Source organism: Ferrimonas sp. YIN67 (genome assembly GCF_057219095.1).
In genome coordinates this window covers 611328-636805 of the sequence record NZ_JBXVVJ010000002.1, presented here as the reverse complement: position 1 = coordinate 636805, position 25478 = coordinate 611328, and the positions used below count along the sequence as shown (strand labels likewise).

The following is a 25478-nucleotide window of genomic DNA, read 5'->3' as shown; positions in this document are numbered from 1 at the left end:
TGCCTTAAACCTTCATTACTCATCGCTTTGTCATGGTCCAACGATCCCGACGGCCATTTTGTTGAGAAACGATGAGCCGCCGTACCGCCTGAGGCTATAGCTTGGGAGGCGGGGTAAGGCTGGCCGTGCCGCCCTAGGGCTCCAAACCCTCTCTGCGCCTTGCCCGGAGGCGAAACCAAATAGCCCCACACCGCGATTTCAATTTCTGTTAGGATCCGGCGCCACAAAAAACGTAAGTTTAAACATTCCTTTCGGAGTTTTTTATGACCGCTGACGGTTTTGCCAGTGTCGCCCTGCTTTCCTATGGCGTGATCGCCCTGGCCGAGATGGGGGATAAAAGCCAGCTAGTCTGCATGACCTTGGCGGCCCGTCATCGTGCCAGGCCTGTGCTGTTGGGAGCCATTGCGGCCTTTGCCCTGTTGAACGGCTTGGCCGTTACTCTTGGCGTGGGTCTGGCCCAGTGGATCCCCATGGAATACCTGGCCTGGGGGGCGGCGGCCCTGTTTGCCCTGTTTGGGATCCAGGCGCTGCGCGGTGAAGAGGACGAAGAGGAAGGCTTTAGCTTTAAGAGCGGCAGTCGCAGCCTGGTACTCACCACCTTTATGATGATCTTCGTCGCCGAGCTGGGCGACAAAACCCAGTTGGCGGTGGCAGCCATGGGCACCACGCACCCGCCGCTGGCGGTGTATCTGGGTTCCACCCTGGCCTTGGCCACCACCACGGTGCTGGGTGTCTATGCGGGTCGAAAGTGGCTGGCCCGATTGAGCGGCAGTTGGCTGCGTTGGGGCAGTGGTGTGTTCTTTTTGTTGATGGCGGTGATCGCCGCCAGTCAGGCGTTCTAAACGAACGGCTCACTTGAACGGAAAAACCAAAACGCCGACATCCGTCGGCGTTTTTTCATTTCTGCAAGGGGGATGTGGCGCTGAGATGTGTCGTTGCAATGAAGCGAGAGAACAAAGGGGAGCACGCAAAGTTGCAGCCCAATGGCCGGAGGCGTCGTCGCTGGCACAGGATACGCTCTCTTACCTGCAGACAGAAACGGCCGCTTCCTATCGAAGCGGCCGTTGGTGTTTTAATTCGTGCTCCGGGACTCAGCGCCCGGCATAGCTGGGCAACGCATAGTAACGATCGCTGCGGTGGTTCATCGCCAGCACCAGGTTGAGCATGATGGCGCCGAGCACCGAGCAGGCCAGTACCATGGGGCTCATAAAGAAGGCGGAGGCGATGAGAATACTGACGTCGATCCCCATCTGCATCTTACCGGCGGCGATGCCAAAGCGTTGCTGACAGTAGAGCACCAGCACGTTGAAGCCGCCCAGGCTGGTGTTGTGGCGAAACAGGATCAACATCCCCAGGCCCATCAGCAAACCGCCGATCAGTCCACTATAGATGGGTGAGAGCCAATTCAAGGCGATGACGTGGTGAAGATGATCGGTGATCACGGCCACCAGACCACCAGAAGCCACGCTGCTCAGGGCGAAGCCACGGCCCATGCGAAACCAGGCCATCAGGTAGAAGGGCAGGTTGATCAGCAGATACAGGGTGCCGAAGGAGAGCGCCACATGGTGGCTGACGAGCAGCGCAAGTCCCGTGGTGCCGCCGGTCAGCAGGCCACCCTGCTGCAGAAAAAACACCCCCTGGGCCACGATAAAGGTACCGGTGAGGATGGCGATCAGATCTTCTCGGGTGCTATGGCGTGGCTGGCTCAAAAGGGGCTCCTACTGCATTGATGGCGCTGTGGATCAAAAGGGCAAAGCGCTTTTGCTAAAAGTGCGGCGCGGGATTGTAGAGGAACACTCAAAGACAGAGAAGGGGAGAGAAAGCTAACGACTTGAACGGGGTGAATTTTGTTGCCAAATTGGGGGGAAGATCGGATTTTTGATCGATCCTCATTGGCGCCCGTGGAGGTGCGTCCAAGAAAGGCCGGTCAGGGCGAGTCGCAGCCGATCTTTGCGCGTGGCTTCGTTTATCTTATTCACCATACCGCGCGCACCTGGCAGTGAGGCTGACTTGTTTTCCATGCCTCCTGGCCCCACGTTTATGGGATACGCAGTGCCGGTGGGAGTGCCAATGAAAACCTTGAAGATCGATATTGTCTCGGACGTGATGTGCCCTTGGTGTGCGATTGGCTACCGGGCGCTGAAGCAGGCGCTGGAGAACCTTGAGGGCGAGGTGGACGCACAGCTGCACTGGCAGCCGTTTGAACTCGCGCCGGAGATGGCTCGCGAAGGGGAGGATCTGGCTGAGCACTTGCTCAATAAGTACGGCTTCTCTTTGGCTCAGCTCAAGCAGAATCAAGCCACTATTGAGCAACGGGCCCAGGCGCTGGGCCTGCCAATCCGCTTTTTCGATGGCATGAAGAAATACAATACCTTCGACGCGCACCGTTTGTTGCACTGGGCCGGAGAGATGGGCAAGCAGACCGAACTGAAGGAGGCGCTGTTTGCGCTGTATTTCGTCGAAGGCGGCGATCCCAGTGATGAAGGGCAGTTGATTGACCTGGCCGGCTCTGTTGGGTTGGACAAGGAGGTGGCCAGTGAAGTGCTGGAGTCCGGTTTGTATGCCGAGCATGTGCGGGCACAGCAGGCACACTATCGTAATATGGGGGTGACTTCGGTACCGACCTTCATTGTTAACGACAAATACGGGATCACCGGCGGTCAGCCGGTGGCAGTGTTTGAGCAGGCGCTGCGGGAGATCGCCGCAAAACAGAGCGAGTAATAACTGAGCAGATGGATTAGATCAGACTGGCTTGGCGCAAGCGTGCGCCTTGCCTATCAGGGACAGACGAAGTTCGGTGCTCAGCCATTGAGTTTTAGGCGGGCTCCGGCTTGAACCTTATCACTGCTTTTTCCTTACTTCATTCGTAACGCTTAGGTTTTACACCCCCAAACCGTTATGCATAGCGTCGATCCCCCCTGAGAACGTGGCACCGGTAAATGCCTCAGCAGGATCCTGAGCATAAGCAAGGCATACTGCAATCCCCTGAGAACGCTGCGCAGCGATGCGTAAGGAAAAGCAAGAACGAAGGGTGAGTGGCCAAGAGCAGCAGCAAGTTCCTAGGAGCGCTTGCTGCAAGGTTCTAGGAAGAGCTAGAGCGAAGGACCGCTTGGGGGTCAAAAGTGGTCGTTCGTTGCCTCAGGCTCACTTTCACCGAATGGATTCTCTGTTTCACGAGAAGAACAGTCCGCCACGTAACGCTAAGGTGTTGATTGGCAATGACTTATTTGCTAGCTTGGGAGTTTGGTTGCCTGAGATAATGTTGCGGCAACATTATCCTGCATAAGTGGAAATTCCGCTTAATAACACTGTTATGTTGCAGTGCCACCCGTGAGGCATCCATTGTTATCAGGAGAAAATAATGAAAACTTAATTCACCAATATTATCCGCATTATTTGCTCTATAACCTATTGCTTCCACACAACATAAATGGGAAACATTAACAATGTTTAGGTATCTTCTATTATCGCTCATGTTACTTTCTGGGGTAGCTTCAGCTGACGAGTGGCATGATATGCTTTTTGCCACTTGTGATCCGTCCAACGGGATATTCAAAGTTGAATATCGTGGTGGATACAATGACGAAGGCAAGGAAATGATAAGCAATCTTGAAGAAAAGACTCAAGCTAACTGTGTTTTAAATGAAAATAAGTATGAGCTACTTAAGCAACCTAAAATAGAAAGGAATATCCTTGGCCGCTGCGGATCTGTGTTTCCCTGGTATATACATATTCAGGTAAATGGGAAAACAATTTTTGAAGACTGGGTGGAAGAGGATTGTCACTACAGTAAAACGAAAATCAGATCGGTAACAATAGAATCTAATACCAAAAACCTCCTTATAAACAGAGAGGTTAGTTATCATCGCCTGCGATAAGCAACATAACAAGCCCAATCAGAAATGCGCACTGCGTGCGCGGGATCTCGCTACGCTCGGCCCCTGTTGGGGGCGTTAAGTTCACAAGGAGGTAGAGTTGAGTTTAGAGTATTGAGGGTTCAAGGGGTCAGAGTCATTGAAATCTTCAGCGGTTCAAGGGGTCAGAGTCATTAAAATCCCCAGTGACTCCTTTGTGGCGGAAGGAGCCCCCAGAGCTGGATGCCCCATCAGCTTTTCGCCGACTTCGAGGACGGCGCTGCGCACGGAACTCTGTGCTCGTGCGTTAACGCCAATCGAAACAAAACCGCGAGCAGCGCCGCCGCAGGGAGGCAAAGGGGGTTGTCAGGGGGCGAAGCCCCCTGGCCTGCCGTCGCCAGCGCGACAACCCAGGTTGGTGAAGCACAGAAGGCACATGCCGCAGGCATCCACCACATAGAGAGTGATGACCGCAAGGGGGCGTCAGGAGCCATTTAACAGAGCTCTCCCATCGAACCAATAAGCCCGTGCCAATAGAGAAGCCGATATGTCAGGTTACGGCGTATCAAGGTTTATGGTCATGGCCAAATAAGTGCGCGCCTAACCTGACCTACGCCGAGGGGCTGTGCACCGGTTCAAACGGGCCGCTCAGGGGCGAAACCAGCCCGCGCAGGCATTTCCTACAATGTTGAGCTTGGCTGCGCTCAACTCGACCTGCGCCGAGGGGTGCAGAGGCTCAAACAGGCCGCCCCGGAATGAAAGAAGCCTTCTTTTTTCTGAAAGGTTCGCCTGTTAGCGAGATTGTAGACAGTAGGGCCGGGGGAGATGGGCCCAGTAAGCTGACTTTCGCGCCGGTGCCTCGCAGCGCACGTTTCGATTTGCGCCCGCTTCTGAGTCGGCGGAATGGCTTGAGTGCCACGTGGGTTATGACTAAACTGTCGTGTTTTCTTTTTTGATAGGCAAGAACATGAGCGATGCAAATACCCGTCCGGAGCTTCCGGATCACCTGTCTGGCAACCCTCGCAGCCCGCACCATGTGGCTGAGTGTTTCGAGCATGAGATCGGGATCCGTCTCAATGGCAAGGAGCGCTTCGATGTCGAGGAGTACTGCATCAGCGAAGGTTGGGTGAAGGTCCCGGCGGGCAAAGCGCTGGATCGCTACGGTCAGCCAATGCTGATCACGCGCAAAGGCGAAGTAGAAGCCTTCTACAAGTAAACGACGTCGACTCATTGCATTGAGTCCGTCTAGAAAAAGGGCCTGGAGTGATCCAGGCCCTTTTTGTTATCCAGTGCTCGTAGCCTTGCTGTAAAAATGCCGACAGGCATGTCGGCATCTTGCTTTATTCGCTTCGTTAGAGCACTTGTGCGCCTTACTTGTGCCTTTGCGCCAGCTTGGCGATCACTTCTTCCATCGGCACCTGCTGCTGCTCCAGCAAGACGGTGAGGTGGTAGAGCAGATCGGCGGTTTCGTCGATCAGGTTTTCGCGGTCGTTGGTGGCGGCGGCCAGGGCGACTTCAACGCCTTCCTCGCCCACTTTCTGGGCCACCCGGCGCGGGTTACCCTGCAGCAGGGACGCGGTGTAGCTGGAATCGGCGGGGGCATCGCGGCGCGCGGCGACCACGGCAGCCAGCTTGTTCAAAAACGGCTGGTTGGCGCTGTCATCAAAGCAACTTTCGGAGCCCAGGTGACAGGTAGGGCCGACCGGGCGGGCCTGCACCAGGATGGCGTCGTTGTCGCAGTCGGTGCCCAGGGTCACCAGCTCCAGCACGTTGCCGGACTCTTCGCCCTTGGTCCACAGGCGGTTCTTGGAGCGGCTGTAGAAGGTGACCTTGCCGGTTTCCACCGTGGTGGCCAGGGCCGCCGCGTTCATATAGCCCAGCATCAGTACCCGGCCGGTGAGGTGGTTTTGCACCACGGCGGGCACCAGGTTGTCCATCTTGTCCCAATCGATTTTAGGAATGCTTACGTCGCTCATGGGCGTACCACCACTTGTTGTTCTAATAGGTATTGTTTGAGCTCTGGAATGGGGATGATCCCCTTGTGAAACACGGAGGCGGCGAGGGCGCCGTCGACGCGGGCCTGTTTAAACACCTCGGCGAAGTGCGCCATGGTGCCGGCGCCGCCGGAGGCGATTAGCGGTACGCTGCACACCTCACGAACGGCGGCCAACTGCTTGATATCATAGCCCTGGCGTACGCCATCCTGGTTCATCACGTTGAGCACGATCTCCCCGGCACCGCGTTTGATCACCTCTTGGATCCAGTCCAGGGTGTCCCAGGCGGTGTCGCGGGTGGCGGCTTCGGAGCCGGTGAACTGCTTCACCTTGTAGCGGCCGGTAGCTTCATCAAACCAGGAGTCGACGCCGACGACCACACACTGACGACCGAAGCGATCGTTAAGGCGGTTGACGAGGGACGGATCGGACAGGGCCGGGCTGTTGACGGAGATCTTATCGGCGCCGTCGGCGAGAATTTTCTGGGCGTCCTCGATGGTCTTAATGCCACCGGCGACACAGAAGGGGATATCCAGCTGCTCGGCCACTCGGGCGACCCAGCTCTTGTCGACGGTGCGGCCGTCGGCGCTGGCGGTGATGTCGTAGAACACCAGCTCATCGGCGCCTTCGGCGGCGTAGCGGGCGGCGAGATCGACGATCTCACCGACGATCTCGTGGTTGCGGAACTGGACGCCCTTGACCACCTGACCGTCTTTGACGTCCAGGCAGGGGATTATCCGTTTTGCCAACATGCCAGGGCCTCCTCGATGTTAAAGCGACCGGCCAGCAGGGCTTTGCCTATGATGATCCCGCCGATATTGATCGCTTTGAGTTCACGCAAGTCGTTTAACTCGGCAATGCCACCGGAGGCTTGCCAGCGCACCGTGGGGTAGGTGGCGATCAGGCGTTTATAGAGCTCGACATTGGGGCCGGTCAGCATGCCGTCTCGGTCCACATCGGTGCAGAGCACGTCGGTCAGGCCCGCTTCCAACAGCGGTGCGATCACCTCGGCCAATTGCTTGCCGGAGCCTTTCTGCCAGCCGTGGGTCAGCACTTCCGGCTCACCGGCTTCATCTAAGCGCACGTCCAGCGCGACGGTGATCTTTTCCGCGCCGTATTTCTGCATCCAGCTGGCAACCAGCTCGGGCTGGCTGACGGAGAGGGAGCCGATCACCACCTTGGCCACACCAATGTCGAGCAGGGCCTGAACGTCGGCCTCGCTGCGGACTCCGCCGCCGACCTGGATGGGCGCACTGAGGTTTTCCACCAGGTTTTGGATGGTATCCAATTGGCGGTTTTCCGGGTTTTTCGCCCCGTCCAGATCCACCAGGTGCAGCAGCTCGCTGCCCGCATCCTGATAGGCCTTGAGCTGGGCCAGGGGGGAGTAATCAAATTGGGTGACGGCGTTAAAGTCGCCCTTCTCCAGACGGACAACCTTGCCGTCGATAAGATCAATAGCCGGGATGATCATGCCGGGATCTCCAAGAAATTTTTCAAAATACGTGCGCCGACGGCACCGCTGCGCTCGGGGTGGAACTGCACCCCCATGATGTTGCCGCGGCCGACGGAGGCGGAAAAGCGCTGACCGTATTCGCTGGCGGCCAGGGTCAGCTCGGACTCCGCCACGCCGTAGCTGTGGACGAAGTAGACGTAGTCACCTTTGCTCACGCCAGCGAACAGCGGGTGATCCGTGGGCTCCAGGGTGTTCCAGCCCATATGGGGCAGGGGTTGATCGCCGACCCGCAGTTTTTCCGTGGTGAAGGGCAACAGGCCGGGAAGGCGAGTGATCTTTTGATCGACAGTGCCTTCTTGCGAGGCTTCGCCCAGGAGCTGCATACCGAGGCAGATCCCCAGCAGCGGCTGTTCAATCTTAGGCAGCACGGCCAGCAGTCCTCGCTGCTCAAGCTGCACCATGGCGGCCTGGGCACTGCCCACGCCGGGCAGGATCACCCGATCGGCGCTGAGGATGGTGCTGGCGTCCTGACTTACCACGGGCGTGGCTCCGAGTCTTTCCAGGGCGAAACGTACCGAGGAGAGGTTGGCACAGCCGGTATCGATAATGACGGTCATGGTTGGTTTCCTTAACTACCGCTGAATTAGAGCACGCCTTTGGAGGAGGGCAGATCGTTGCCTTCCTTCTTCACGGCTTGACGCAGGGTTCGGCCCAGTGCCTTGAACAGGGCTTCCACCTTGTGGTGCTCATTGTCACCCGCCACTTTGAGGTTTAGGGTGCAGGCCAGGCCGTCGGCGAAGCTGCGGAAGAAGTGCGGCACCATCTCGGTGGCCATGCCGCCGACGCTGTCGCGCTCGAATTGGGCGTCAAACTGCAGGTAGGCACGACCGGACAGATCCAGCAGGCAGTGAGCCTCGGTTTCATCCATGGGCAGGGAGAAGCCGAAGCGGCCAATGCCGCGCTTGTCACCGATGGCTTCGCGCAGGGCCTGGCCCAGTGCCAGGGCGGCGTCTTCGACGCTGTGGTGATCGTCAATCTCCAGATCGCCGGTCATGGTCAGCTCCATGGCGAAGCCGCCGTGGGTGGCAATTTGGTCGAGCATGTGGTCGAAGAAGCCGATCCCTGTGTCGATCTTGACCGGTCCCTTGCTGTCCAGATCCACCTTGACGTTGATGTCCGTCTCGCGGGTGGTGCGGCGCACGGCGGCGGTGCGGTTGGCCCCGGTCAGCTGCTTGGCGATGGCGGGCCAATTCAGGGTTTCCGGGTGGTATTGCAGGCCGCGAATGCCCATGGCGGAGGCCAGGCCGAGATCCGTTGCCCGATCACCAATCACAAAGGAGCGTTCGAAGTCGACTTTACCAGCGACCAGATATTCTTGCACCAGGCCCAGCTTGGGTTTACGGCAGCTGCAGTTATCCTCATCGAAGTGGGGGCAGATGAGGACGTCGTCGAACACCACCCCCTGGCTGCGGAAGATGGCCATCATCATGTCGTGGGGCGCGTCGAAATCCGCCTGGGGGAAGCTGTCGGTGCCCAGGCCGTCCTGGTTGGAGACCATCACCAGGCGGTAGCCAGCGGCCTGCAGCTCAAGCAAGACAGGAATGACCTGGGGCTCAAACTTGAGCTTGTCGAGGCGGTCCAGCTGCTTGTCGACGGGTGGCTCTTCCACCAGGGTACCGTCCCGGTCGATAAAGAGGATGGGCTGTCTCATTGCTGAGTCTCCTTGGCTAATTGGGCTTGACGGATCCGGTCGGATTCTCTGTCGATCTGGCGATTGGCCGAGTTGGCCAGTTGTTTGCTGATGTCCTTCAGGGCGGTTTCCACTTTGCTCATTTCGCTGTCGGCACCAATGCTGATCCGCAGCCAGTCGGCCAGCTCCGGCTTGCTGTAGGCGCGGATCAGCAGGCCTTGCTGAACCAGTGCGTCGTAACAGGCCCGGGCCTGATCGATCCGGAACAGGATAAAGTTGGCCCGGGAGGGGATCACCTGTTGGACGCTGTTAAAGCAGGAGAGGCGCAGCGCCAGGGCATCTCGACGGGCATTGAGCTGGGCAACCTGGCTTTGCATCCGTTTCACCCCTTCCGGGCTAAGCGCCTCGGCGGCCAGCTGTGCCACCGGCTCGGGGACCGGGTAGGGGGCGATCACCTTCTCCAGTACCTCGATGATCGCTTCATTGGCCAGGGTGAAACCACAGCGGGCGCCGGCCAGGGCAAAGGCCTTGGACAGGGTGCGCAGCACGACAAGATTTGGGCACTGCGCCAGGGCGCCGGCGACGGTTAACTCCGGACAAAACTCGATGTAGGCCTCATCCACCACCAGCAGGCTGTCTGGCAGTTGGCCGGCCAGATCTATCAGGGTTTGCGGATCGATCACCGTGCCGCTGGGGTTGTTGGGGTTGCAGACAAACACCAGCTTGCAGTCTTTGACCTGCTGGACAAAGTCTTCCGGCAACTGGTGGCCTTGGGCCCAATCCAGGGTACGGCATTCGACCGCGTTGGTGGCCGCGCTGATGGCGTACATGCCGTAGCTGGGGCCACAGGTGGCGACGCTGTCGACACCAGGACGACAGAAGGCGCGAAACAGCAGGTCGATCCCCTCATCGGCTCCGCGGGTGATCAGTACCTGCTTGTTACGCACCCAGGCGTAAGTCGCATAGGCGTTGCGCACGGAGTCTGGTTGACAATCCGGGTAGCGATTGACGCCGGGCACACCCGTGTTATTCCAGGGGGACTCGTTGGCATTGAGCCAAACGGTGCCGCCACTGACTTCACGGCGGGCTGAGGCATAGGGGATCAGCGCGGCGATCTCCGGCCGCACCAGCCGCTGGGCAACTTGTTGCGCGGTGGGTTTGTTCATTGTTGTGCCTCCAGTCGCAGGGCCACGGCATTGGCGTGGGCCTGCAGCCCTTCCGCCTCGGCCAGGGTGATCACAGTCTGGCCAAGACCGACCAGACCGCCCCGGGACAGCTCCTGGACGGTGAAGCGGCGCTGAAAGTCCGCCAGGGAGAGGCTGGACACCGTCTTGGCACTGCCATAGGTGGGCAGTACGTGGTTGGTGCCACTGGCGTAATCGCCAACGGACTCCGGCGTCCAGGCGCCGAGGAAGATGGAGCCGGCGGCACGCAGTTGCGGCAGCAGATCCCGCGCATTCTGGGTCTGAACGATCAGGTGCTCCGGCGCATAGGCGTTGCTGATCTCACAGGCCTGGGCAAGATCTTCGGCAATGATGATGCGGCTTTGGGCCAGGGCGACCTCGGCGATCCCGGCGCGGGGCAGGGTGGCCAGTTGTTTGGCCACTTCCGCCTCGACGGCATCGGCCTGGGATGCACTGTCGGTCACCAGGATTGCCTGGGAGTCCTCACCGTGTTCGGCCTGAGACAGCAGATCGGCGGCGATGAAGGCCGGGTTGGCCTGCGCATCGGCGATCACCAGAACTTCGGAGGGACCGGCAGGCATATCGATGGCGGTACCTTGCTGGCTGACCTGGGTCTTGGCTTCGGTGACGAAGCGGTTGCCCGGGCCGAAGATCTTGTCGATCTTGGGTACACTCTCGGTGCCGTAGGCCAGGGCAGCCACCGCCTGGGCGCCCCCCAGGGTAAAGATGGTGTCGACACCACAGCGGTCAGCCGCATAGAGGATGGCGTCGTTAACCGGTGGTGGTGTAACCATCACTTTCAGCGGACAGCCGGCGATGTCGGCGGGCAGGGCCAGCATCAGCACTGTGCTGATCAGCGGAGCGCTGCCGCCGGGGACGTACAGACCCACCTTTTCAATCGCTTCACTGCGCAGCTCACAGACGACGCCTGGCGCCACCTGTTGACGGAGTACCTGGGGTTGCTGGGCGCTGTGGAAGCGACGAATGTTGTCGATGGCGGCATCGATGGCCCCCTTCAGCTCAGGCGAGAGCCTCTGCTCGGCGGCGGCCATCTCCTCGCGACCCAACTGCCAGTTCTCCGGCATGGCGCCGTCGAACTGCTCGGTCAGGGCGATCAGGGCTTGATCGCCGCCCTCTTTCACTTGGGCCAGGATCCCAGCCACGGTGTCAGCCAGTTTGCTGTCGGTGACGATGTCGGAACGCTCCAGGGCGGCTTGTCTGCCGGCAGCGTCCAGTTGTTGCCAGATCAGTCGTTGCATCGTTTACCCCAGCATCTTTTCAATCGGCAGGACCAGGATGGAGCTGGCGCCCAGGGCCTTGAGCTCCTCCATGGTGTCCCAGAACAGGGTCTCGGTGCTGACGGAGTGCAGGGCAACACGGCTGTTGTCTTCGGCCAGAGGCAAAATGGTGGGACGCTCGGCACCGGGCAGCAGGGCGATCACCTCTTCCACCTTGTCCTTGGGGGCGTGCAGCATGATGTACTTGGACTCTTTGGCTTGAATGACGCCGTTGATGCGGACCATCAGCTTGTCGATCAATTGCTGCTGCTCTGGCGCCAGTTCGCGGGTGCCCTGAATGAGGGTGGCTTTGGAGCGGAAGATCACCTCCACCTCTTTAAGGCCATTGGCCTCTAGGGTGGCGCCTGTGCTCACCAGATCGCAGATGGCATCGGCCAGTCCGGCACGGGGGGCGACTTCGACGGAGCCTTTGAGCATGCAGCTGGAGATGTTGACGCCCTTCTCATCCATGTAGCGCTGCAACAGGTAGGGGTAGGAGGTGGCCAGGCGCATCCCCTCCAGGGAATCGGCGGCGGCGTAATCGAACTCGTCCGGCACCGCCAGTGACAGACGGCAGCCGCCAAAGTCCATGCGACGCAGAGTGCTGAAGTTGGCGTCCTGTCCCTTGGACTCGCGCTCCAGTTGGGTTTCCACCAGGACGTTTTCACCGACGAAACCCAGATCCACCACGCCATCCATCACCAGACCCGGAATGTCGTCGTCACGGACCCGCAGGATATCCACCGGCATGTTTTCCACGTGACTGATCAGGCGCTGCTCACGCAGGTTGATCTTCATGCCACAGGCTTTCAACAGGGCTTGGGTTTCGGTCGAAAGACGACCGGATTTTTGCATTGCGATTCTAAGTCTCTGAGTAGTCATGGTTACTAAATCCTTTAATGTGTAAAACGAAAAACCCCCGGCGCTTGGCCAGGGGTTTTGTCATGTCTCAGGACTCCACTGGCGGCACCGTAACGGCAGCCACCAGCGTTCGCGCTAGGCTACCGGTTCACGTGATGATGATGGTGATGGGTGGCGCCGCTGCGAAGGGTCATGATAAGTCCAAAAAGTTCAATATTCGTTAACTTGGTCTCTACGCTAAACCAAAGTGGCCGGGCTTGGCAACTCTTATCTGCGGGAAGGATTGATTCTATTTATCGAACGATGGCTAGGGGCCTAGGGAAACAAGTCTTATAAAAACAAGTGCATACATACATGCGTTGATTAGCGACCGATAGGAGGGCCGCTCGAACCGGGACAACGGGCGTTGTTGACCCCAAAGAAAACCCCGCAACGAGTGCGGGGTTGGTTATTCAGCAAGGGCGAAGGGATTAACCCTCTCCCATACGGGGAGATCAGCTTAGAAGTTGTAGCTGACGCCGAAGGTGTAGGTCGGGCCGGCATCGGTATAAGTGCGGTTGATCCCGCCTTCATGATACTGGTAACCGGCGATGTCCATGACGTTGCTGACCGAAGCGGTCAGGCGCATGTTGTTGATCGGGCGATAGGAGGCACTGATCCCCAGTCGCTTGGACATACCAACATACTGTTCCGTCTGAATTTCGCTGGCCAGGTTCTGCAGGTAGTCGTCGCGGAAGCTGTAGTTCGCCCGCAGATCGAACTTACGCGTGCTGTAGTACAGGGTCGCATTGTAGTTGTGCTTCGACGAGGACTTGAGCAGGTCCGGCCGGGAGTTATCCATAAAGGTGTAGTTGGCCCGCATACCTGTGTTGCTGAGGAAGCCAGGCAGGAAGCCAAAGGGCTGCTGCAGGCTGAACTCCACGCCTTTCAATACCACGCCGTCACTGTTACGGTAGGCGTTGATCTCGGCATCAATGGTTTGCAACTCGACGAGTTCATCATCTTCGGTCCGATGGTACAAGGTGATCTGGTCTTCGACGGTATGCCGGAGGTTAAGGGAGTCCAGATCCTTGTAGAAGCCTGCGATGGCAAACAAAGACTCCGGAGTGTAGTACCACTCCCAGCTCAGATCGACGGTGGTGGCCAGGGTGGGGTTCAGATCTGGATCCGGTGCCGTAATATTGGCCGTCTCGTCGCTCGCGCGGTAGCTGGCTTCTGTCTTGGCAGACAGGCCACTGATACTGGCGCGGGTCAGGGCGCGGCCAGCGGCGAAGCGCAATGCCTGCTCCGGGCCAAGGCTGAAGTTCATGGTCAGGCTGGGCAGCCAGTAGTCGTAGGTTTTCTCCTGGCCGTAACCGTCCTCGAAATCCAGCAACTCAGCATCGGAGCATACGTTGTCATTATCGAACTCCGTACAGATCATCCCTTTTGTCCAGTCTCCGCCACGACCGCTGGAGGACTGGTTGGTGCGGACATAACGCAGACCCAGGTTGCCGTTGACGAATCCGGCATAGTTGAAGTCGGAACGGACGTAGAAGGCGAAGTTATCTTCTTGCAGTTCGTCGTCCCAGGCGTCCAGCCAGCGGCCATAGTCGGTCTTGTAATCGCCGGTATCAGTGAGCTCGCCATTGGGGCCACCGAGCACCAGATCTCGCAAGCCATCCTCGCCCCAGAAGCTCAGGAAACCCTCCATGTCCGGTGCCAGCCAGCTGTAGGGACGCTGGCTGCCGCCGTATCGGCTGTCGAACCAGTTGCCCCGGGCCAGGGCGACGGGGGTGAAATGCATGTTGTAGTCGGCGCCATAAGCCCCCATAAAGGCAGCGTATTCGGCGTTGGACATGCGAAGGCGTTGTTTGGTCTCACGACGGTCACTTCGGCTGTAGCTGATGCCGGAGCGAATGGACTGCACCTCGAGATCGTCACCGATAAAGCCATAGAGCAAGTAGGTGAAGTCCAGGTTGGTGGCCAGGGAATTGTTCTCCCGTGTGGTGCCGTAATCGCTACCGGTCAGGGACTGGTTGTAGTAGTTGCTCTCGCTTAGCAGGAACTCTGCCGCATTGGGGTCGTTGTAGACAATTCCCCAGGGGCTGTGTTTGCCCTGGTTGTAGAAGGAGACGTCCATGCCATCCCACTCACCGTTCTCGACGTTGAAGAGTTCTTGTTTGAAATTGACGTTGGTGGTGTCTGACTTGGAGTGGGCATAGGTGATGCCCCCCTCCAGTTTCCAGTCCAGTGCCTCGTACTTGGCTTCTAAGGTATTGGCAAAGACGTAGTTTTCGTTGTTTCGGTACTTGTTCTCTACGAAAGACTTGCCGTTGGTAACACGGAACTGATCCAGCATGATCGTTCCGTCGTTACCGACCACATAGCTGTTGTCGATGGCCTGGATCCCCCCCTCGGCGGCGACGTTCATCTGGTACATGTCAGCAAAGCCAGAGTTTTGCTGATGGGTAGCAAAGGTTTCATAGAGGAAGGAGAGGGAGTCGGTGGGGCGCCACTCGAGGTTGGAGAAGATGGCTTTACGCTCACGCTCGGCTTGGTTGTACTCATACTGTACCCGGCCAATGCTCCCGACTTCGGTTTCCGGATCCAGCCCCTCCAGGCCGATGGCGCCTGCCGCATATTTTCGTTGCACGTTGCCGGACGTGACGGCTTTTTGGGTATGGTTCTTTGAGTTGACGTAATCCAGGCCAAAGCTGAAGCCGAGGGTGTCGTCGGCAAACTTATCGGAGAAGATGAAGGAGGTGCTCAGGCCCGGCTCGCCGGTGTTGTCCTGAACCTTGGTGTTCACCCTCAGGCTGGCATGGCGACCACGCTTGTCGAAAGCGCGGTGGCTGCGCATATTGATGGTCCCCGCAATGCCCCCTTCACCCAAGTCGGCGGAGGTGGATTTTTGTACCGCCACGGAGGAGATAAAGGCCGAGGGCATGATGGAAGTGGAGAATTTCCGATCGTTTGAGGCGGCCGTGGTGATGGGACGGCCGTTGAGCAGGGTGTTGGTGTACTGACCCGGCAGGCCGCGAATGTTGGACTCGCGAACGGTACCATCCTCGTCCCGGGTGACCTGAACCCCGCTGATCCGCTCCAGGGCGTCACCGATATCATCATCAGGGAAGATCCCGATATCATCGGCGGAGATGACATCGACAATGGCATCGTTGAAGCGCTTTTCGTTCAACGAGGCGCTCATACTGGCTCGCGTGCCGGTTACCCGGATCACTTCTACATCGTCTGCTTGGATCTCAGCTATATCGTTGTCATTTTCGGCTGCGTAAGCGACAGGGGAGCCGGAGAGGAGCAGCGCTACGGCGGCTGCAACCGGGGCTATCTTGTAAACCTTATTCGTCGTGTTCATCGCGATCTTTTACTTCCTTGATAAATACATCACTGTGATTAACCCGCGTGATGTAATTATTTGCGCCACTTTAAATAAATTGATCCCTTTTACGTCGCGGGCAAAAGGTGATCATCAATGATGAATGATGTGTGTTTGGGTCGCGTTAAAAGTCATAGAGTCGTTTGTGCACCGCCATAATTTGTATTTGTTCAGGTCATGTCAAGCAACGGTGGTGGATGGAAATACTTAGAAAATATTTGTGACACAAGCTGGGTTTCAACATCTTACGGAACAAAATGACGTTCAGTGAGGCATTAGTGGTGGTTTCCCCTGTTAGTGGCTGTGACATTTGTGTCTGCCATCTGGTTTTGTAATTGAGTTACATTCTGGGAGGGGTTAGATGTAGCGTCGAATGCTCATTTGTTTACGCAAATTTGCTATGTGGCTCTAATTTTTAGTGAAAGGCGCTGTTTCCTGCGTGAACATCAATCGGGTAATTGGTGTGTTGATGGAATATTGAACACAGGGTGTAATTAAGTGTAAATTTGCGAGGGGTGGGTTGAAACATAATGACACGGAAGTTAGTGTCCGGACCCGATGAGTGCGTTGTTTGGTATCGGGAATAAAAGTCGGGGTCGTATTTAAGCCAGCATATTTTGATTGCGAGTAAAATACGATAATGGCGACATTTAAGGTTTCTAAAATTGCTTCTGCTTTGGCATTGGGCTCTCTGAGTGCAGCTGCATTTGCCCAAGGTCCAAATATTTTGATGATCAGCATGGATGGTGTTAATCCTGCTTATCTTGATTCTGTTTCGCCGTCCCCGGTGACCAACCTGACCACGCTGATGGACAGCGGTAGTGTGTTCACGCGTGCCCATAATGCGGCCACGAACTTGGCCCCTGCGGTGAATGCCACATTGACCGGTGTTTATCCCTACCAAAGCGGTGTTGAAGGTGTGAGCCAGGTATGGCAAACCTGGGCGACAGCCTTGCCTGAATTGTTGCAGCAACAGGGCTATTACACCGGGGTGATTGGGGACGAAACCCTGCTGACCCCCTATCACCCATACGCCCACTGGAATTATCGAACCACGCTGGGCCAGGGTGACTCCAACCGGGATCCGAACATTTACGGCAACTGGGCTGCGGAAGCTTTCTCACAGAGTGAGCTGTTAGATACCCCTTTCTTTTACGTCGTTAATATCGCCGATCCGCAGCGCGCGTTCTGGGATCCGGACAATGCGTCTGCTCCCAGTCCTGGTAATGATTATACTCTGGGCTCGCCGACGATCCCCGCTCCTGTCCTGCCGTTGGTCAATGGTCCGGAGACCGAGCGGGATATTCAGCTTTACTTGAGCACCTTGTCCCGGGCTGATCTGGCACTGGGTCAGATCCTCGGCGAGTTGTCTGCGGCTGGGGAAGCCAATGCGGCTTTGAACGATACTGTTGTGATCTTCTATTCCACCCAGGCGTGGGCAATGCCCTACGGAGACTCCAGCGTCTGGAATGGCAGCACCCACACGCCCCTGGTGATTACAGGGCCCAGCATCGCGGGTCAGCAATCCTTTGACGACCAGGTGTCGACCCTGGATATCTTCCCTACCGTGTTGGAGTTCGCCGGGCTACCTGTGCCGGAGTATGCCCAGGGCAGTTCGCTCAAGACGCTGGTCGAAATTGGCTATAACGAAACGCATCGCCAAGGTGTCTACAAGGTACACACGGAAAATAATACCTTCCACAGTCGCAGCATGCGATCGCTGCAGAGTGAGATTGAGGGAGTTGAATATAGCTATGTGATCAATCCCTGGTCTGGCTCAGATGAGATGACCGGTTACCTCTCCTCGGATAGTGATGGCAATCCGGTTGGCGATGCCAAGGTCTTTGCCGAGATGGCGGAGGCGGACCAGCTGTTTTACCGTGAACGGATCACCCAGGAGTTATATAACCTGAGCACGGATCCGGCAGAGCGTAATAATTTGATCTCGGCAGAGGGTGACGCGGAGCAGCCTCAATTGGCAGTCATCGAGGCGATGCGGGATAAAATGGCGCAGGTGATGGTCGATACCCATGATCCTGCCTTGACCGCGCTGCAGAATATTCAGGATCCCGCCTGGCTGGCGAACTTCCATTTCGAGCGCTCCAACGAGGCGACTGCGCGCAATGTGAGCGAGATGAGGCGTACCGCCAAGTCGCCCACCATCTTCGTGCAGAACGACTACTACAACACGGCGTTTGGTGAAACGTTGACCGTCTCTGCCGAAAAAGGGCTGTTGGCGAACGATCAGCGCCCCGAGGGGACCAGTCTGAGTGCTCGCCTCGTCGAGGGCAGCGGCCCCCAGAGTGGTAGCCTGATGCTCAACACCGATGGTAGCTTTACCTACAAGCCAAATATCTTCTTCGAGGGGCAGGATCGCTTCGCCTACGAAGTGACCGACAACGCCACCTTTGAGAAGTACCAGGCCACGGTCAGCATCAATGTGGCCGATCTTCACGGCTATACCATGCTGGATAATGAAACCTTCGAGGGCAAAGGCTATGCGCTAAACCAAAATGTTGCCGCCGGTCTGACTGCCGGGGAGGGATGGACGAGCATCGAGCGGGATGCCGACGGTCACATTCGATATCTGGGAGGGATGACCGGCGAGATCGCCATGGTCCTGCGGAATGTGAGCAACTCGGTAACCCGGGTGGTCGATACCCGAGGCTACCGGGATATCCGCCTGCAATACGCGCGCCAGTGGCAGGTCACAGACGACAGTGATCTGACAGTGGCCAGTACTCGCGGAACGGTTGAATGGTCAGCCGATCCGGAAAACGGCCCCTGGTTTGAACTGGAGCGCCTGGGCCCTTCCTATGATAAACAGGTTAAGGTCAAGGACGTTGCGGTCAAGGTGTTTTACCTGCCTGAGGAGGCGAAAAACATCCCTGAGTTGGGCATTCGCTTTACCAGTGCGTCGCCGAATAAAAAGCACACCACGCAGTTGCTGATCGACAATATCTCGATCAGTGGTATAGCCATTGACGAGAACGAACCGCCAGCCTTTGAGGGGGACGTGGTGCGCATCAAGGACGCCAAGGCCAACGGACCTTACTCCTTCAATCTCAACAGTGTCGCGAAGGATGCCAATGGCAGTGAACTGACCTTTAAGCTGGTGGGTAGCTCCGACTGGCTGACCCTGGATGGTGAGACGGGCATGCTGACCGGGACTCCGGATGACAGCCACAAAGGCATGAACACGCTGGTGGTGGAAGTCCAAAACGCGAAGGGACTGACGGACGAGGCTGAACTCCTGGTGTTCGTCGGAGATCAAAATCGTTTGCCCGAGTTTGTCACGGAGACCTTAAGCCAAACGGGTCAGGCGGTAGAGATCTTTAACGGACTGCTGGAAGCAACCGATCCCGATATCAACGATACCCTGACGTTTGCCCTGGTCAGCGAGTCGACCTGGCTGACGGTGGATCGGGATGGCACTTTGTCAGGCTTACCGCTGGATGAGCATGAAGGGACGCAGCGCTTTACTGTCTCCGTGACCGACAGTTATGACACGGTGGAAGCCGAGCTGGTGATTGAAGTGGCCCGGGCTGAAGAGCGTGATCCTATCTGGCGTGACAACGAGGATGGTGAGGTCGTCAAGTATTCGGCTTATGAGGAGACCCAGTATAAGGGAAGCCTGGCCGACGACGCCTATGACATGGATCGTGACGATTACATCGCGGCATTTACCAAGATCGATGGGCCAGATTGGCTGAACATCGCGTCGGACGGCACCCTGTCTGGTGTCCCACCGGTACAGGTATGCAAACAACCGCCGATGATCGGTGGTGAGGAAGCACCCAAGTGCCGACTCCACAAGTTTAGCGTCCGTGCGACCGACACGACTGGCCGCTCGACGGATACCACTGTGGTGATTAAGGTGGGTAAGACCCCGCACGATAAGAGGGATGGTGGCAGCCTGGGCTTTGGCACCCTGGCATTGCTGAGCCTCTTGGGTCTGCGCCGTCGTCGCCACTAAGCACTACTGAGTAATCAAACAAAGCCGGCTTGGAAACAAGCCGGCTTTTTTAATGGGCGCTAGGAAAGCGACAAGATCAAAGCTTGCTGTCTTCGGCGTCCTGGTTGCTTGCCAGCTGGCCCGGTTGCCCCAAGGTGTCGAGCATCGCCTTGATCGCCTTAATTTGTGGGGCGTTGCGGCTGTAATAATCCGGTGTGACCAGGTTGCCGGGCTGGCTGTAGCCCCAGAAGTCCCAGCAGCCACCGGGGTTGACGGGGAATAGGGTGGAGGGGGAGATCTGAGGATAGAGCACCAGCATCCTATTGCTGGCCGCCAGTTCGTTGTAGCCGGTGTGGGCGACGAAGTCTGTACCGACCAATTCGCTGCTTTGCAGGCAGCCATGCAGTGCAATGTGCACCTTGCAGCCACCGGCCCGGCAGGCATCGGGGACGTAGAGAAAGCCTTTGGGGCTCAATCCTGTGGCGGCACTGCCGGCGAACGGTAACTGATCGAACGTCAGCAGTTGTCCCTGTTTGGCCTCACCGGGTGGGTTGAGACTCGGGTACAGATGGTTGAGCAACTGGTGGGATTGCTCGAACTGGCAATTATTGATAAAGGGAGCCGAAGTCTCGCTGCAGGGCGTATCGTCGGGATCGTTGGTAAGGATGGCGTGTCCTGCGGGTACCGATTGGTTAAACAGGATGGCATCGGCCGGTACGTCCAGCGCTTGAAAAAAACTGACCCCGGCCTGGACCACGGAAGTGGCCACCACTGGATCCTTCTCGCCGCTGAACAGGTAGAAGCGGTCGCCGTTGAGGGCATCCAGGGGGGCGATCTTCTTTTCATCGGCCAGTCGTCTGGCCTTATTGGCGAGGGTTTTGCCATTGGGAGGGCGGCTAAAGCTCAAGGTGGGATTCATACAGGTGGTGCCAGCAACGGCCATGGGGGCCAGCCAGGGGTTGGACTGGGCACACAGATAGGGGCCACCGGCGATGGACGCCATTCCCACCATGATGTCGGCATGGGCCATATAGAGTTGGGACGCCATGTAGGCGCCGGAGGAGATCCCGGAAACCGAACTGTGTTGGAGCTCAGCCCCCAGCTCGGGCAATGGGGGGAGCTTGGCCAGGGCCTGAGGGGCAAGCAGCAGTGTGGCAAAGAGCAGGCGCTTCATAACAAACATCCTTGTCAGCGAGTTATCCAGTATTTGGCACCAGGGATCGGAGCGGATCCATACTCCTAAAGTACAGTGTGATGGTCAAAGCCCGCGACTTGCCCTTGGGGCAGATGTGAAAACAGATTTAGACCGGGTTAGCTTGTGCAATGTACTCCTCGACTAATTCGTCCAGAATGGGTAGAGGCACGGCACCGTTTCTCAATACGACATCGTGAAAGTCACGCAGATCGAAACGCACCCCTAACCGGGCTCGAGCTTTTTCCCTGAGCGCCAGGATCTTCATCATGCCGACCTTATAGGCGGTAGCCCGTCCCGGAAACACCAGGTAACGCTCAATTTCGGCAACCGCCGTTTCTCGGCTCAGGCCGGTGTTGGCCCGAACATAATCGATCGCCTCAGCCGGACTCCAACGTTTGGCATGGAGCCCGGTGTCCACAACCAGGCGGGCGGCGCGTAGCAGTTCCGCCTGCAGGCGGCCGATGTTGTCAAAAGGATCGAAGTGAAAGCCCTGCTCCCAGGCAAGGTGTTCGGCATAGAGGGCCCATCCTTCGATATAAGCAGTGAAGGGTGCGATCCGGCGAAACAGGGGCAGGGCCCTTTGTTCAATACTCAGGGCCTGTTGGAAATGGTGCCCGGGGATCCCCTCATGATATGCCAAGGTACGTATGGCGTATTTGGGCAGGGTGCCGAGATCGCTCAAGTTGGTAAAGATTTGGCCCGGCCGGGAGCCATCGAAGGGCGGCGGTTCATAATACGCCAGGAGGGCGTCATCTTCTCTGAAACGCGGGATCCTAGCGATCTTCAGCGGTGTCTTAGGATGAAGTCTGAAGACTTCTTCCAAGCCGATATCGATATCGTGCAAGGTCTCCTGAAAGTCTTTAAGGAACTCATGGCGTCCGGCATCGCTGTCTTCATAGTAGAAGCGTGGATCGTTGATCAGGGCTTCCATGGCTAAGGTAAAGCCCTGAGTAACGTCGTAGCCTTGTTGCTCAAGCCGGTTAAGCAAAATTCCCTGCAGCCGCTTTACTTCGGCCAGTCCTATCTGATGGATCTCATCGGCAGTGAGCCCGGCACCGGTATGGAAATCGAGGAGCGCCTGGTAGGCTTGATCGCCATTGGGCAGGTAGCAGATCCCTCCATCGTGCAATGGTTGACGGTTGAGCGTTGTGAAGTAGTTGATAAGGCTTTGGTAGGCCGGGTAGACCCGAGTCGCTATCTGGATCTCGGCCTGTTGCAGCAGGTGGGCTTTCTGCTCTTTGGTCAATGAAGAGAGGCGAGACAGTTTGTGCTCCAAGGTGAGGTAGAGGACATTGTCGTTTGGCGGAGCGGCGACAAAGTGATGCATCTCCCTGAGCACTCGCTCTACGACACTTCGGGGCGGCAGGAGCCCGCGCTGTTCCCTCAGACGCAGGCCCTCCAGTACTCGGGAAAACTTGCTGTCCACGGCACCGAGACGGGACAGGTATTGCCGGGCCGAGTGGTGATCTTCGATTGAGTGTTGGCTGTCCATCAATGGGGGAAAGGAGTTTTGGAACCCCAGCAGCTGGTTAACCGGGTAGTAGTGATAACGATAGGGCCTAGTGTGTTTCAGGCTTGTCAGCAGGTGGAGTGCGACCTTTTTGGAGAGTCGCTCCTCTCGGTTGAGGTTTGCATCGTCGTAGCGCAACAACCCTGAATGGATCTGATCCAACCGGTGATACAAGACTTCCAGTGCATCGGGATCGGCCTCGTTCAGGTAGCCATGATGTTGATTCAAACCAAGGGTATGGAGAAAACCCTTGCGGCTCAGGATCTCGGGGCGGGCCATGGCCAGTTTGAGCACCTCCCTATCCAGGTAGGAGCGCAGCAGCCAGGGTTTCTCGGCAAACCATTCGTGGGTGAAAAATCCAGCGCCGACCGTACACAACGCAAGCAGGCCAATCCCGGCTTGTAGGAGCAGGCGTTTCAACATGTGTGATCCTTCACATGACTGTTGATAACCCCATTGTTAGTCGGAATTGGTCTCGGGGTAAAGTCACGAAGTGTAAGTCAGTGTACAGACGATTATGCATTCAATCTCATTGGGTTAGTGGCAATGAGGCCGGGGAAACTGCGAGCGATATTTGCCATTCGATGTATCGATCCTGGTCGTCTGGGTATGGATGTTCAGTGAGTCGGGCTGCCGATACAGGGTGCATTCCCTTAGGGGGAGGTTGGCTTGTTCGTCGAGTCGTGGGGCATGTCGTCTTGCTTATCGGATAGGGCAATGACGGGATCCCCCAGTTGCAGGGTTCCCCCCTGAACCACCCGGGCGCACAAGCCACCGTGTCCCCGCATGGCGTTAAAGCCACCGGGGCCAAGGACCGCTTCCATCTTGCTGCAGGGGGCGCAGGGGCCGGTACCCTCTAGGACGACCGCGCCGATCTGAAAACGTCTGCCTTTGAGCGCCAGCAGGTTGATCCCGGCGATGACCAGGTTGCGGCGCAGCATTTGGGGGGTGATCAGGGGGAGGGCGGCCAGGGCAGCAATCACCGGCAGGTGCTCGGCTTGGATCAGGGTGATCTGGCGAGCGCTTTGGTGCTTGCCGGTAAAGTGGTCCGGAACCAATCCTTCCCATTCGGTTGCCTCGACCCGGGCGAGATCCTGCATCGGTTTGCCCCGCTCCGGGCGCACGCCGATCCACTCCAAGGTACCCGTCTGCGGAAGTATATTGATCAGTTGCTGAACTTTTGGCGTAGTCGTCGCCATGGCAGTCTCCCGTGTGATGGCCCTGTCATTGAGCATAGGCGGCAATGAAGCAAAGGGAGGAGCGTGTTAAGCTTGCCGCGCCCCCATCCTGGAGGGCGTTGTTGTTTCTGGCCGGTTCGGGTGAAAAAGATGCGTTTTGCTGCTGCGATATTTGATATGGATGGACTGCTACTGGATACCGAGCGGGTATGCATGAAGGTGTTTAAGGAAGCCTGTGCTTCACTGGACTTACCCTTTATGGAGAGCGTCTATCTGTCGATCATTGGTCGAAACGCCCAGGGGATCGCGGAGATCTTTCGTGGGGCGTATGGGGAGGACTATCCGGCATTGCATGAAGCGTGGCGAGCGCGCTATCACGGCGTGGTGACGCAGCAGGCGATCCCGGTTAAGGCCGGAGTGATAGAACTGTTGTCCTGGCTGCGTAAGCAGGGGATCCCCACCGCGGTAGCCACCTCCACGCAAAAGGAGATCGCCCAGACCAAGTTGCGTCTGGCCGGCCTGGCGTCCTACTTCGATTGTGTCACCACTGGGTGTGAGGTGAAGAACGGCAAGCCGGACCCAGAGATCTACCTTCTGGCGGCCGCTCGTCTGGGCGTGGATCCCAAGGCATGCTTGGCCTTTGAAGATTCCAACAATGGGGTGCGCTCGGCGGTGATGGCGCAGATGATCGCCTTTCAGATCCCGGATCTGGTGCAGCCCTGTGCGCAGACGCTGGCATTGGGGCATGAGATCGCGCCTTCGCTGCTGCAGGTGCTGTCCCGCCTTCGGCCTGAGTCGGGTGACGGCCTAGGTGATTTGGCGAGTGTTCACCGCGAGCCCGTAACGCCTTGAGCTTGAGGGTCGAGCGTAGGTGTACAGCACTGACGGCCAAGGCGATCCGGTAGCGGCCAAAGGTGCGGTGTGCCGATGCCAGCGGGAAGCCGTGATTGGGCAGTTTGCCTGGTGGCCTACACTTGGCCCGACCAGGCTTTGCCCTGGAGCCACCACGATGGCGCCTGACACAATGGCTTAAAACAAAACGCCCCGGCTATCTCCAGATGGCCGGGGCGTTGTTCCGAAGCTGACGGTTAGTGTCAGTCGGTTTACAGGCGGAACTTGAGGCGTCGGGCCAGACGCTCGGCGCAGCCGAAGTTATCCCATTGCTCGGTCAACAACAGGGTTTTTTTGCGGTTGCAGATATGGGGCAGGAACGCATCGTGGCAGTCGGAGATCAGCTTGATGTACTCATACGGCGTGCCGTCCTCGGCATTACGAGCCCGGCTGAGCATACGCTGGTAGGCCAGTTGCGGGCTGGATCGCAGGTACAGCACGGAGGTGACCTTAGGGTAGTCGTCCAACTTGTCCCAGATATCGTAGTAGTAGGTCAGATCTTCGCCATCGGGCCGGCACGCTTCCTGCAGGTTGGCTTGGCAAAACACCAGATCGGAGTAGAGGGAACGCTCCAACACATAGTTGTAGGCGGGATCCAGATCGGCGCACAGTGAAGCGCGATGGTTGGTAATAAATCGCTGAAAGTTGATGCGCTGTGTTGGATCCTGAGTGAACTCGGCCAGCAGGCGACGAAACTCCGGGTTGGTATCGACATCTTCCAGGATCATTTTCCAGGGACGGTCGTCGAGGGCGTTGAGGTGCTCAACCAGTTTAGGTACCAGGGTCGATTTTCCAACACCGATATTGCCTTCTACCGCAACCAGTTCAAATTGCTGTTCTTTCATCATTCACCTTTGCAACGCACACTTCAGATCCCGTAGCCTGTGGGGCCAAACGGCGGGCAATACTAACGGCATCTTCAGGCAGTTTCCACAAAAAAATGACGCGGATTCGAGTCAAGTTTTTTCAGGTAAATTTATTGATTTTTTTTGCTTCACGAGCTGCGCAGTCGGGTTGCAAAAAGTTGGTGTGTTTGCTCGGAAATTGGGCGTTTGCCTCT

22 protein-coding genes are annotated in these 25478 nt (G+C 57.4%); 7 read left to right on the top strand and 15 right to left on the bottom strand.

Annotation, left to right across the window (positions count from 1 at the left end):
* The first annotated feature begins 263 nt into the window (after positions 1 to 263).
* The gene (locus tag AC2D8U_RS06520; RefSeq protein WP_484618247.1) at positions 264 to 842 is read left to right on the top strand and encodes a TMEM165/GDT1 family protein; all 579 of its coding nucleotides are present in this window, start codon (positions 264 to 266) and stop codon (positions 840 to 842) included.
* Positions 843 to 1091: 249 nt separating this feature from the next.
* On the opposite strand, the gene AC2D8U_RS06515 is transcribed toward AC2D8U_RS06520, so the two are convergent.
* Positions 1092 to 1709: a DUF6198 family protein gene (locus AC2D8U_RS06515; protein ID WP_484618246.1), complete on the bottom strand. Its 618-nt coding sequence runs from the start codon at positions 1707 to 1709 to the stop codon at positions 1092 to 1094.
* 361 nt (positions 1710 to 2070) lie between these two features.
* Between AC2D8U_RS06515 and AC2D8U_RS06510 the strand changes: the two genes are divergently transcribed.
* The 3 genes from AC2D8U_RS06510 to AC2D8U_RS06500 all read left to right on the top strand — a co-directional run bounded on the left by AC2D8U_RS06510 (position 2071) and on the right by AC2D8U_RS06500 (position 5070).
* Positions 2071 to 2721, top strand: coding sequence for a DsbA family oxidoreductase (locus AC2D8U_RS06510; protein ID WP_484618245.1), 651 nt, complete (start codon positions 2071 to 2073; stop codon positions 2719 to 2721).
* Positions 2722 to 3446: 725 nt separating this feature from the next.
* Positions 3447 to 3878: a hypothetical protein gene (locus AC2D8U_RS06505; protein ID WP_484618244.1), complete on the top strand. Its 432-nt coding sequence runs from the start codon at positions 3447 to 3449 to the stop codon at positions 3876 to 3878.
* Positions 3879 to 4821: 943 nt separating this feature from the next.
* The gene (locus tag AC2D8U_RS06500; RefSeq protein ID WP_484618243.1) at positions 4822 to 5070 is read left to right on the top strand and encodes a DUF3297 family protein; all 249 of its coding nucleotides are present in this window, start codon (positions 4822 to 4824) and stop codon (positions 5068 to 5070) included.
* Positions 5071 to 5224: 154 nt separating this feature from the next.
* On the opposite strand, the gene hisIE is transcribed toward AC2D8U_RS06500, so the two are convergent.
* Genes hisIE through hisG form a run of 8 tightly spaced genes read right to left on the bottom strand, consistent with a single transcriptional unit; the run spans position 5225 to position 12334 of the window.
* Entirely contained in the window at positions 5225 to 5830 is a 606-nt protein-coding gene (hisIE, locus tag AC2D8U_RS06495) for a bifunctional phosphoribosyl-AMP cyclohydrolase/phosphoribosyl-ATP diphosphatase HisIE (protein ID WP_484618242.1), read from the bottom strand.
* The gene (gene hisF / locus AC2D8U_RS06490) at positions 5827 to 6600 is read right to left on the bottom strand and encodes an imidazole glycerol phosphate synthase subunit HisF (RefSeq protein WP_484618241.1); all 774 of its coding nucleotides are present in this window, start codon (positions 6598 to 6600) and stop codon (positions 5827 to 5829) included. Before hisF ends, hisIE begins: the two co-directional genes overlap by 4 nt.
* Complete coding sequence (gene hisA, locus AC2D8U_RS06485) at positions 6582 to 7319, bottom strand: 1-(5-phosphoribosyl)-5-[(5-phosphoribosylamino)methylideneamino]imidazole-4-carboxamide isomerase (RefSeq protein WP_484618240.1); 738 nt, start codon at positions 7317 to 7319, stop codon at positions 6582 to 6584. The genes hisF and hisA overlap by 19 nt, the downstream gene beginning before the upstream one ends.
* Positions 7316 to 7918 carry an imidazole glycerol phosphate synthase subunit HisH gene (gene hisH, locus AC2D8U_RS06480; RefSeq protein WP_484618239.1) on the bottom strand — a complete coding sequence of 201 codons (603 nt, stop codon included), beginning with the start codon at positions 7916 to 7918 and terminating at the stop codon, positions 7316 to 7318. Before hisH ends, hisA begins: the two co-directional genes overlap by 4 nt.
* Positions 7919 to 7944: 26 nt before the next feature.
* Positions 7945 to 9012 carry a bifunctional histidinol-phosphatase/imidazoleglycerol-phosphate dehydratase HisB gene (hisB, locus tag AC2D8U_RS06475; RefSeq protein ID WP_484618238.1) on the bottom strand — a complete coding sequence of 356 codons (1068 nt, stop codon included), beginning with the start codon at positions 9010 to 9012 and terminating at the stop codon, positions 7945 to 7947.
* Positions 9009 to 10157, bottom strand: coding sequence for a histidinol-phosphate transaminase (gene hisC / locus AC2D8U_RS06470; RefSeq protein ID WP_484618237.1), 1149 nt, complete (start codon positions 10155 to 10157; stop codon positions 9009 to 9011). Before hisC ends, hisB begins: the two co-directional genes overlap by 4 nt.
* Entirely contained in the window at positions 10154 to 11434 is a 1281-nt protein-coding gene (gene hisD / locus AC2D8U_RS06465) for a histidinol dehydrogenase (RefSeq protein WP_484618236.1), read from the bottom strand. The genes hisC and hisD overlap by 4 nt, the downstream gene beginning before the upstream one ends.
* 3 nt (positions 11435 to 11437) lie before the next feature.
* Entirely contained in the window at positions 11438 to 12334 is an 897-nt protein-coding gene (gene hisG / locus AC2D8U_RS06460; RefSeq protein ID WP_484618235.1) for an ATP phosphoribosyltransferase, read from the bottom strand.
* 62 nt (positions 12335 to 12396) lie between these two features.
* Here hisG and AC2D8U_RS06455 point away from each other — a divergent pair, with 62 nt between their 5' ends.
* Positions 12397 to 12537: a hypothetical protein gene (locus tag AC2D8U_RS06455; protein WP_484618234.1), complete on the top strand. Its 141-nt coding sequence runs from the start codon at positions 12397 to 12399 to the stop codon at positions 12535 to 12537.
* A gap of 275 nt (positions 12538 to 12812) precedes the next feature.
* Here AC2D8U_RS06455 and AC2D8U_RS06450 read toward each other — a convergent pair whose 3' ends face one another.
* Both AC2D8U_RS06450 and AC2D8U_RS06445 read right to left on the bottom strand, forming a co-directional pair.
* Positions 12813 to 15668 (bottom strand): TonB-dependent receptor, encoded by a 2856-nt coding sequence (locus tag AC2D8U_RS06450; protein WP_484618233.1) that lies wholly within the window; start codon positions 15666 to 15668, stop codon positions 12813 to 12815.
* Positions 15669 to 16097: 429 nt separating this feature from the next.
* Complete coding sequence (locus AC2D8U_RS06445) at positions 16098 to 16430, bottom strand: hypothetical protein (RefSeq protein WP_484618232.1); 333 nt, start codon at positions 16428 to 16430, stop codon at positions 16098 to 16100.
* Between AC2D8U_RS06445 and AC2D8U_RS06440 the strand changes: the two genes are divergently transcribed.
* A complete protein-coding gene (locus AC2D8U_RS06440) occupies positions 16420 to 19665 on the top strand; it encodes an Ig-like domain-containing protein (RefSeq protein WP_484618231.1) in 3246 nt (1081 codons plus the stop codon). The genes AC2D8U_RS06445 and AC2D8U_RS06440 overlap by 11 nt on opposite strands.
* A gap of 76 nt (positions 19666 to 19741) precedes the next feature.
* Here AC2D8U_RS06440 and AC2D8U_RS06435 read toward each other — a convergent pair whose 3' ends face one another.
* The 3 genes from AC2D8U_RS06435 to AC2D8U_RS06425 form a co-directional block, all read right to left on the bottom strand.
* Complete coding sequence (locus tag AC2D8U_RS06435) at positions 19742 to 20818, bottom strand: extracellular catalytic domain type 2 short-chain-length polyhydroxyalkanoate depolymerase (RefSeq protein ID WP_484618230.1); 1077 nt, start codon at positions 20816 to 20818, stop codon at positions 19742 to 19744.
* Between the two features lie 127 nt (positions 20819 to 20945).
* Positions 20946 to 22772, bottom strand: a complete 1827-nt coding sequence (locus AC2D8U_RS06430; RefSeq protein WP_484618229.1) for a DUF885 domain-containing protein — start codon at positions 22770 to 22772, stop codon at positions 20946 to 20948.
* Between the two features lie 230 nt (positions 22773 to 23002).
* Complete coding sequence (locus AC2D8U_RS06425; protein ID WP_484618228.1) at positions 23003 to 23548, bottom strand: MOSC domain-containing protein; 546 nt, start codon at positions 23546 to 23548, stop codon at positions 23003 to 23005.
* A 129-nt stretch (positions 23549 to 23677) separates the two neighbouring features.
* Here AC2D8U_RS06425 and AC2D8U_RS06420 point away from each other — a divergent pair, with 129 nt between their 5' ends.
* Complete coding sequence (locus AC2D8U_RS06420) at positions 23678 to 24379, top strand: HAD family hydrolase (protein ID WP_484618227.1); 702 nt, start codon at positions 23678 to 23680, stop codon at positions 24377 to 24379.
* Positions 24380 to 24630: 251 nt separating this feature from the next.
* Here the strand turns inward: AC2D8U_RS06420 and AC2D8U_RS06415 are convergent, their stop codons facing one another.
* Entirely contained in the window at positions 24631 to 25263 is a 633-nt protein-coding gene (locus AC2D8U_RS06415; protein WP_484618226.1) for a deoxynucleoside kinase, read from the bottom strand.
* Positions 25264 to 25478 lie beyond the last annotated feature (215 nt).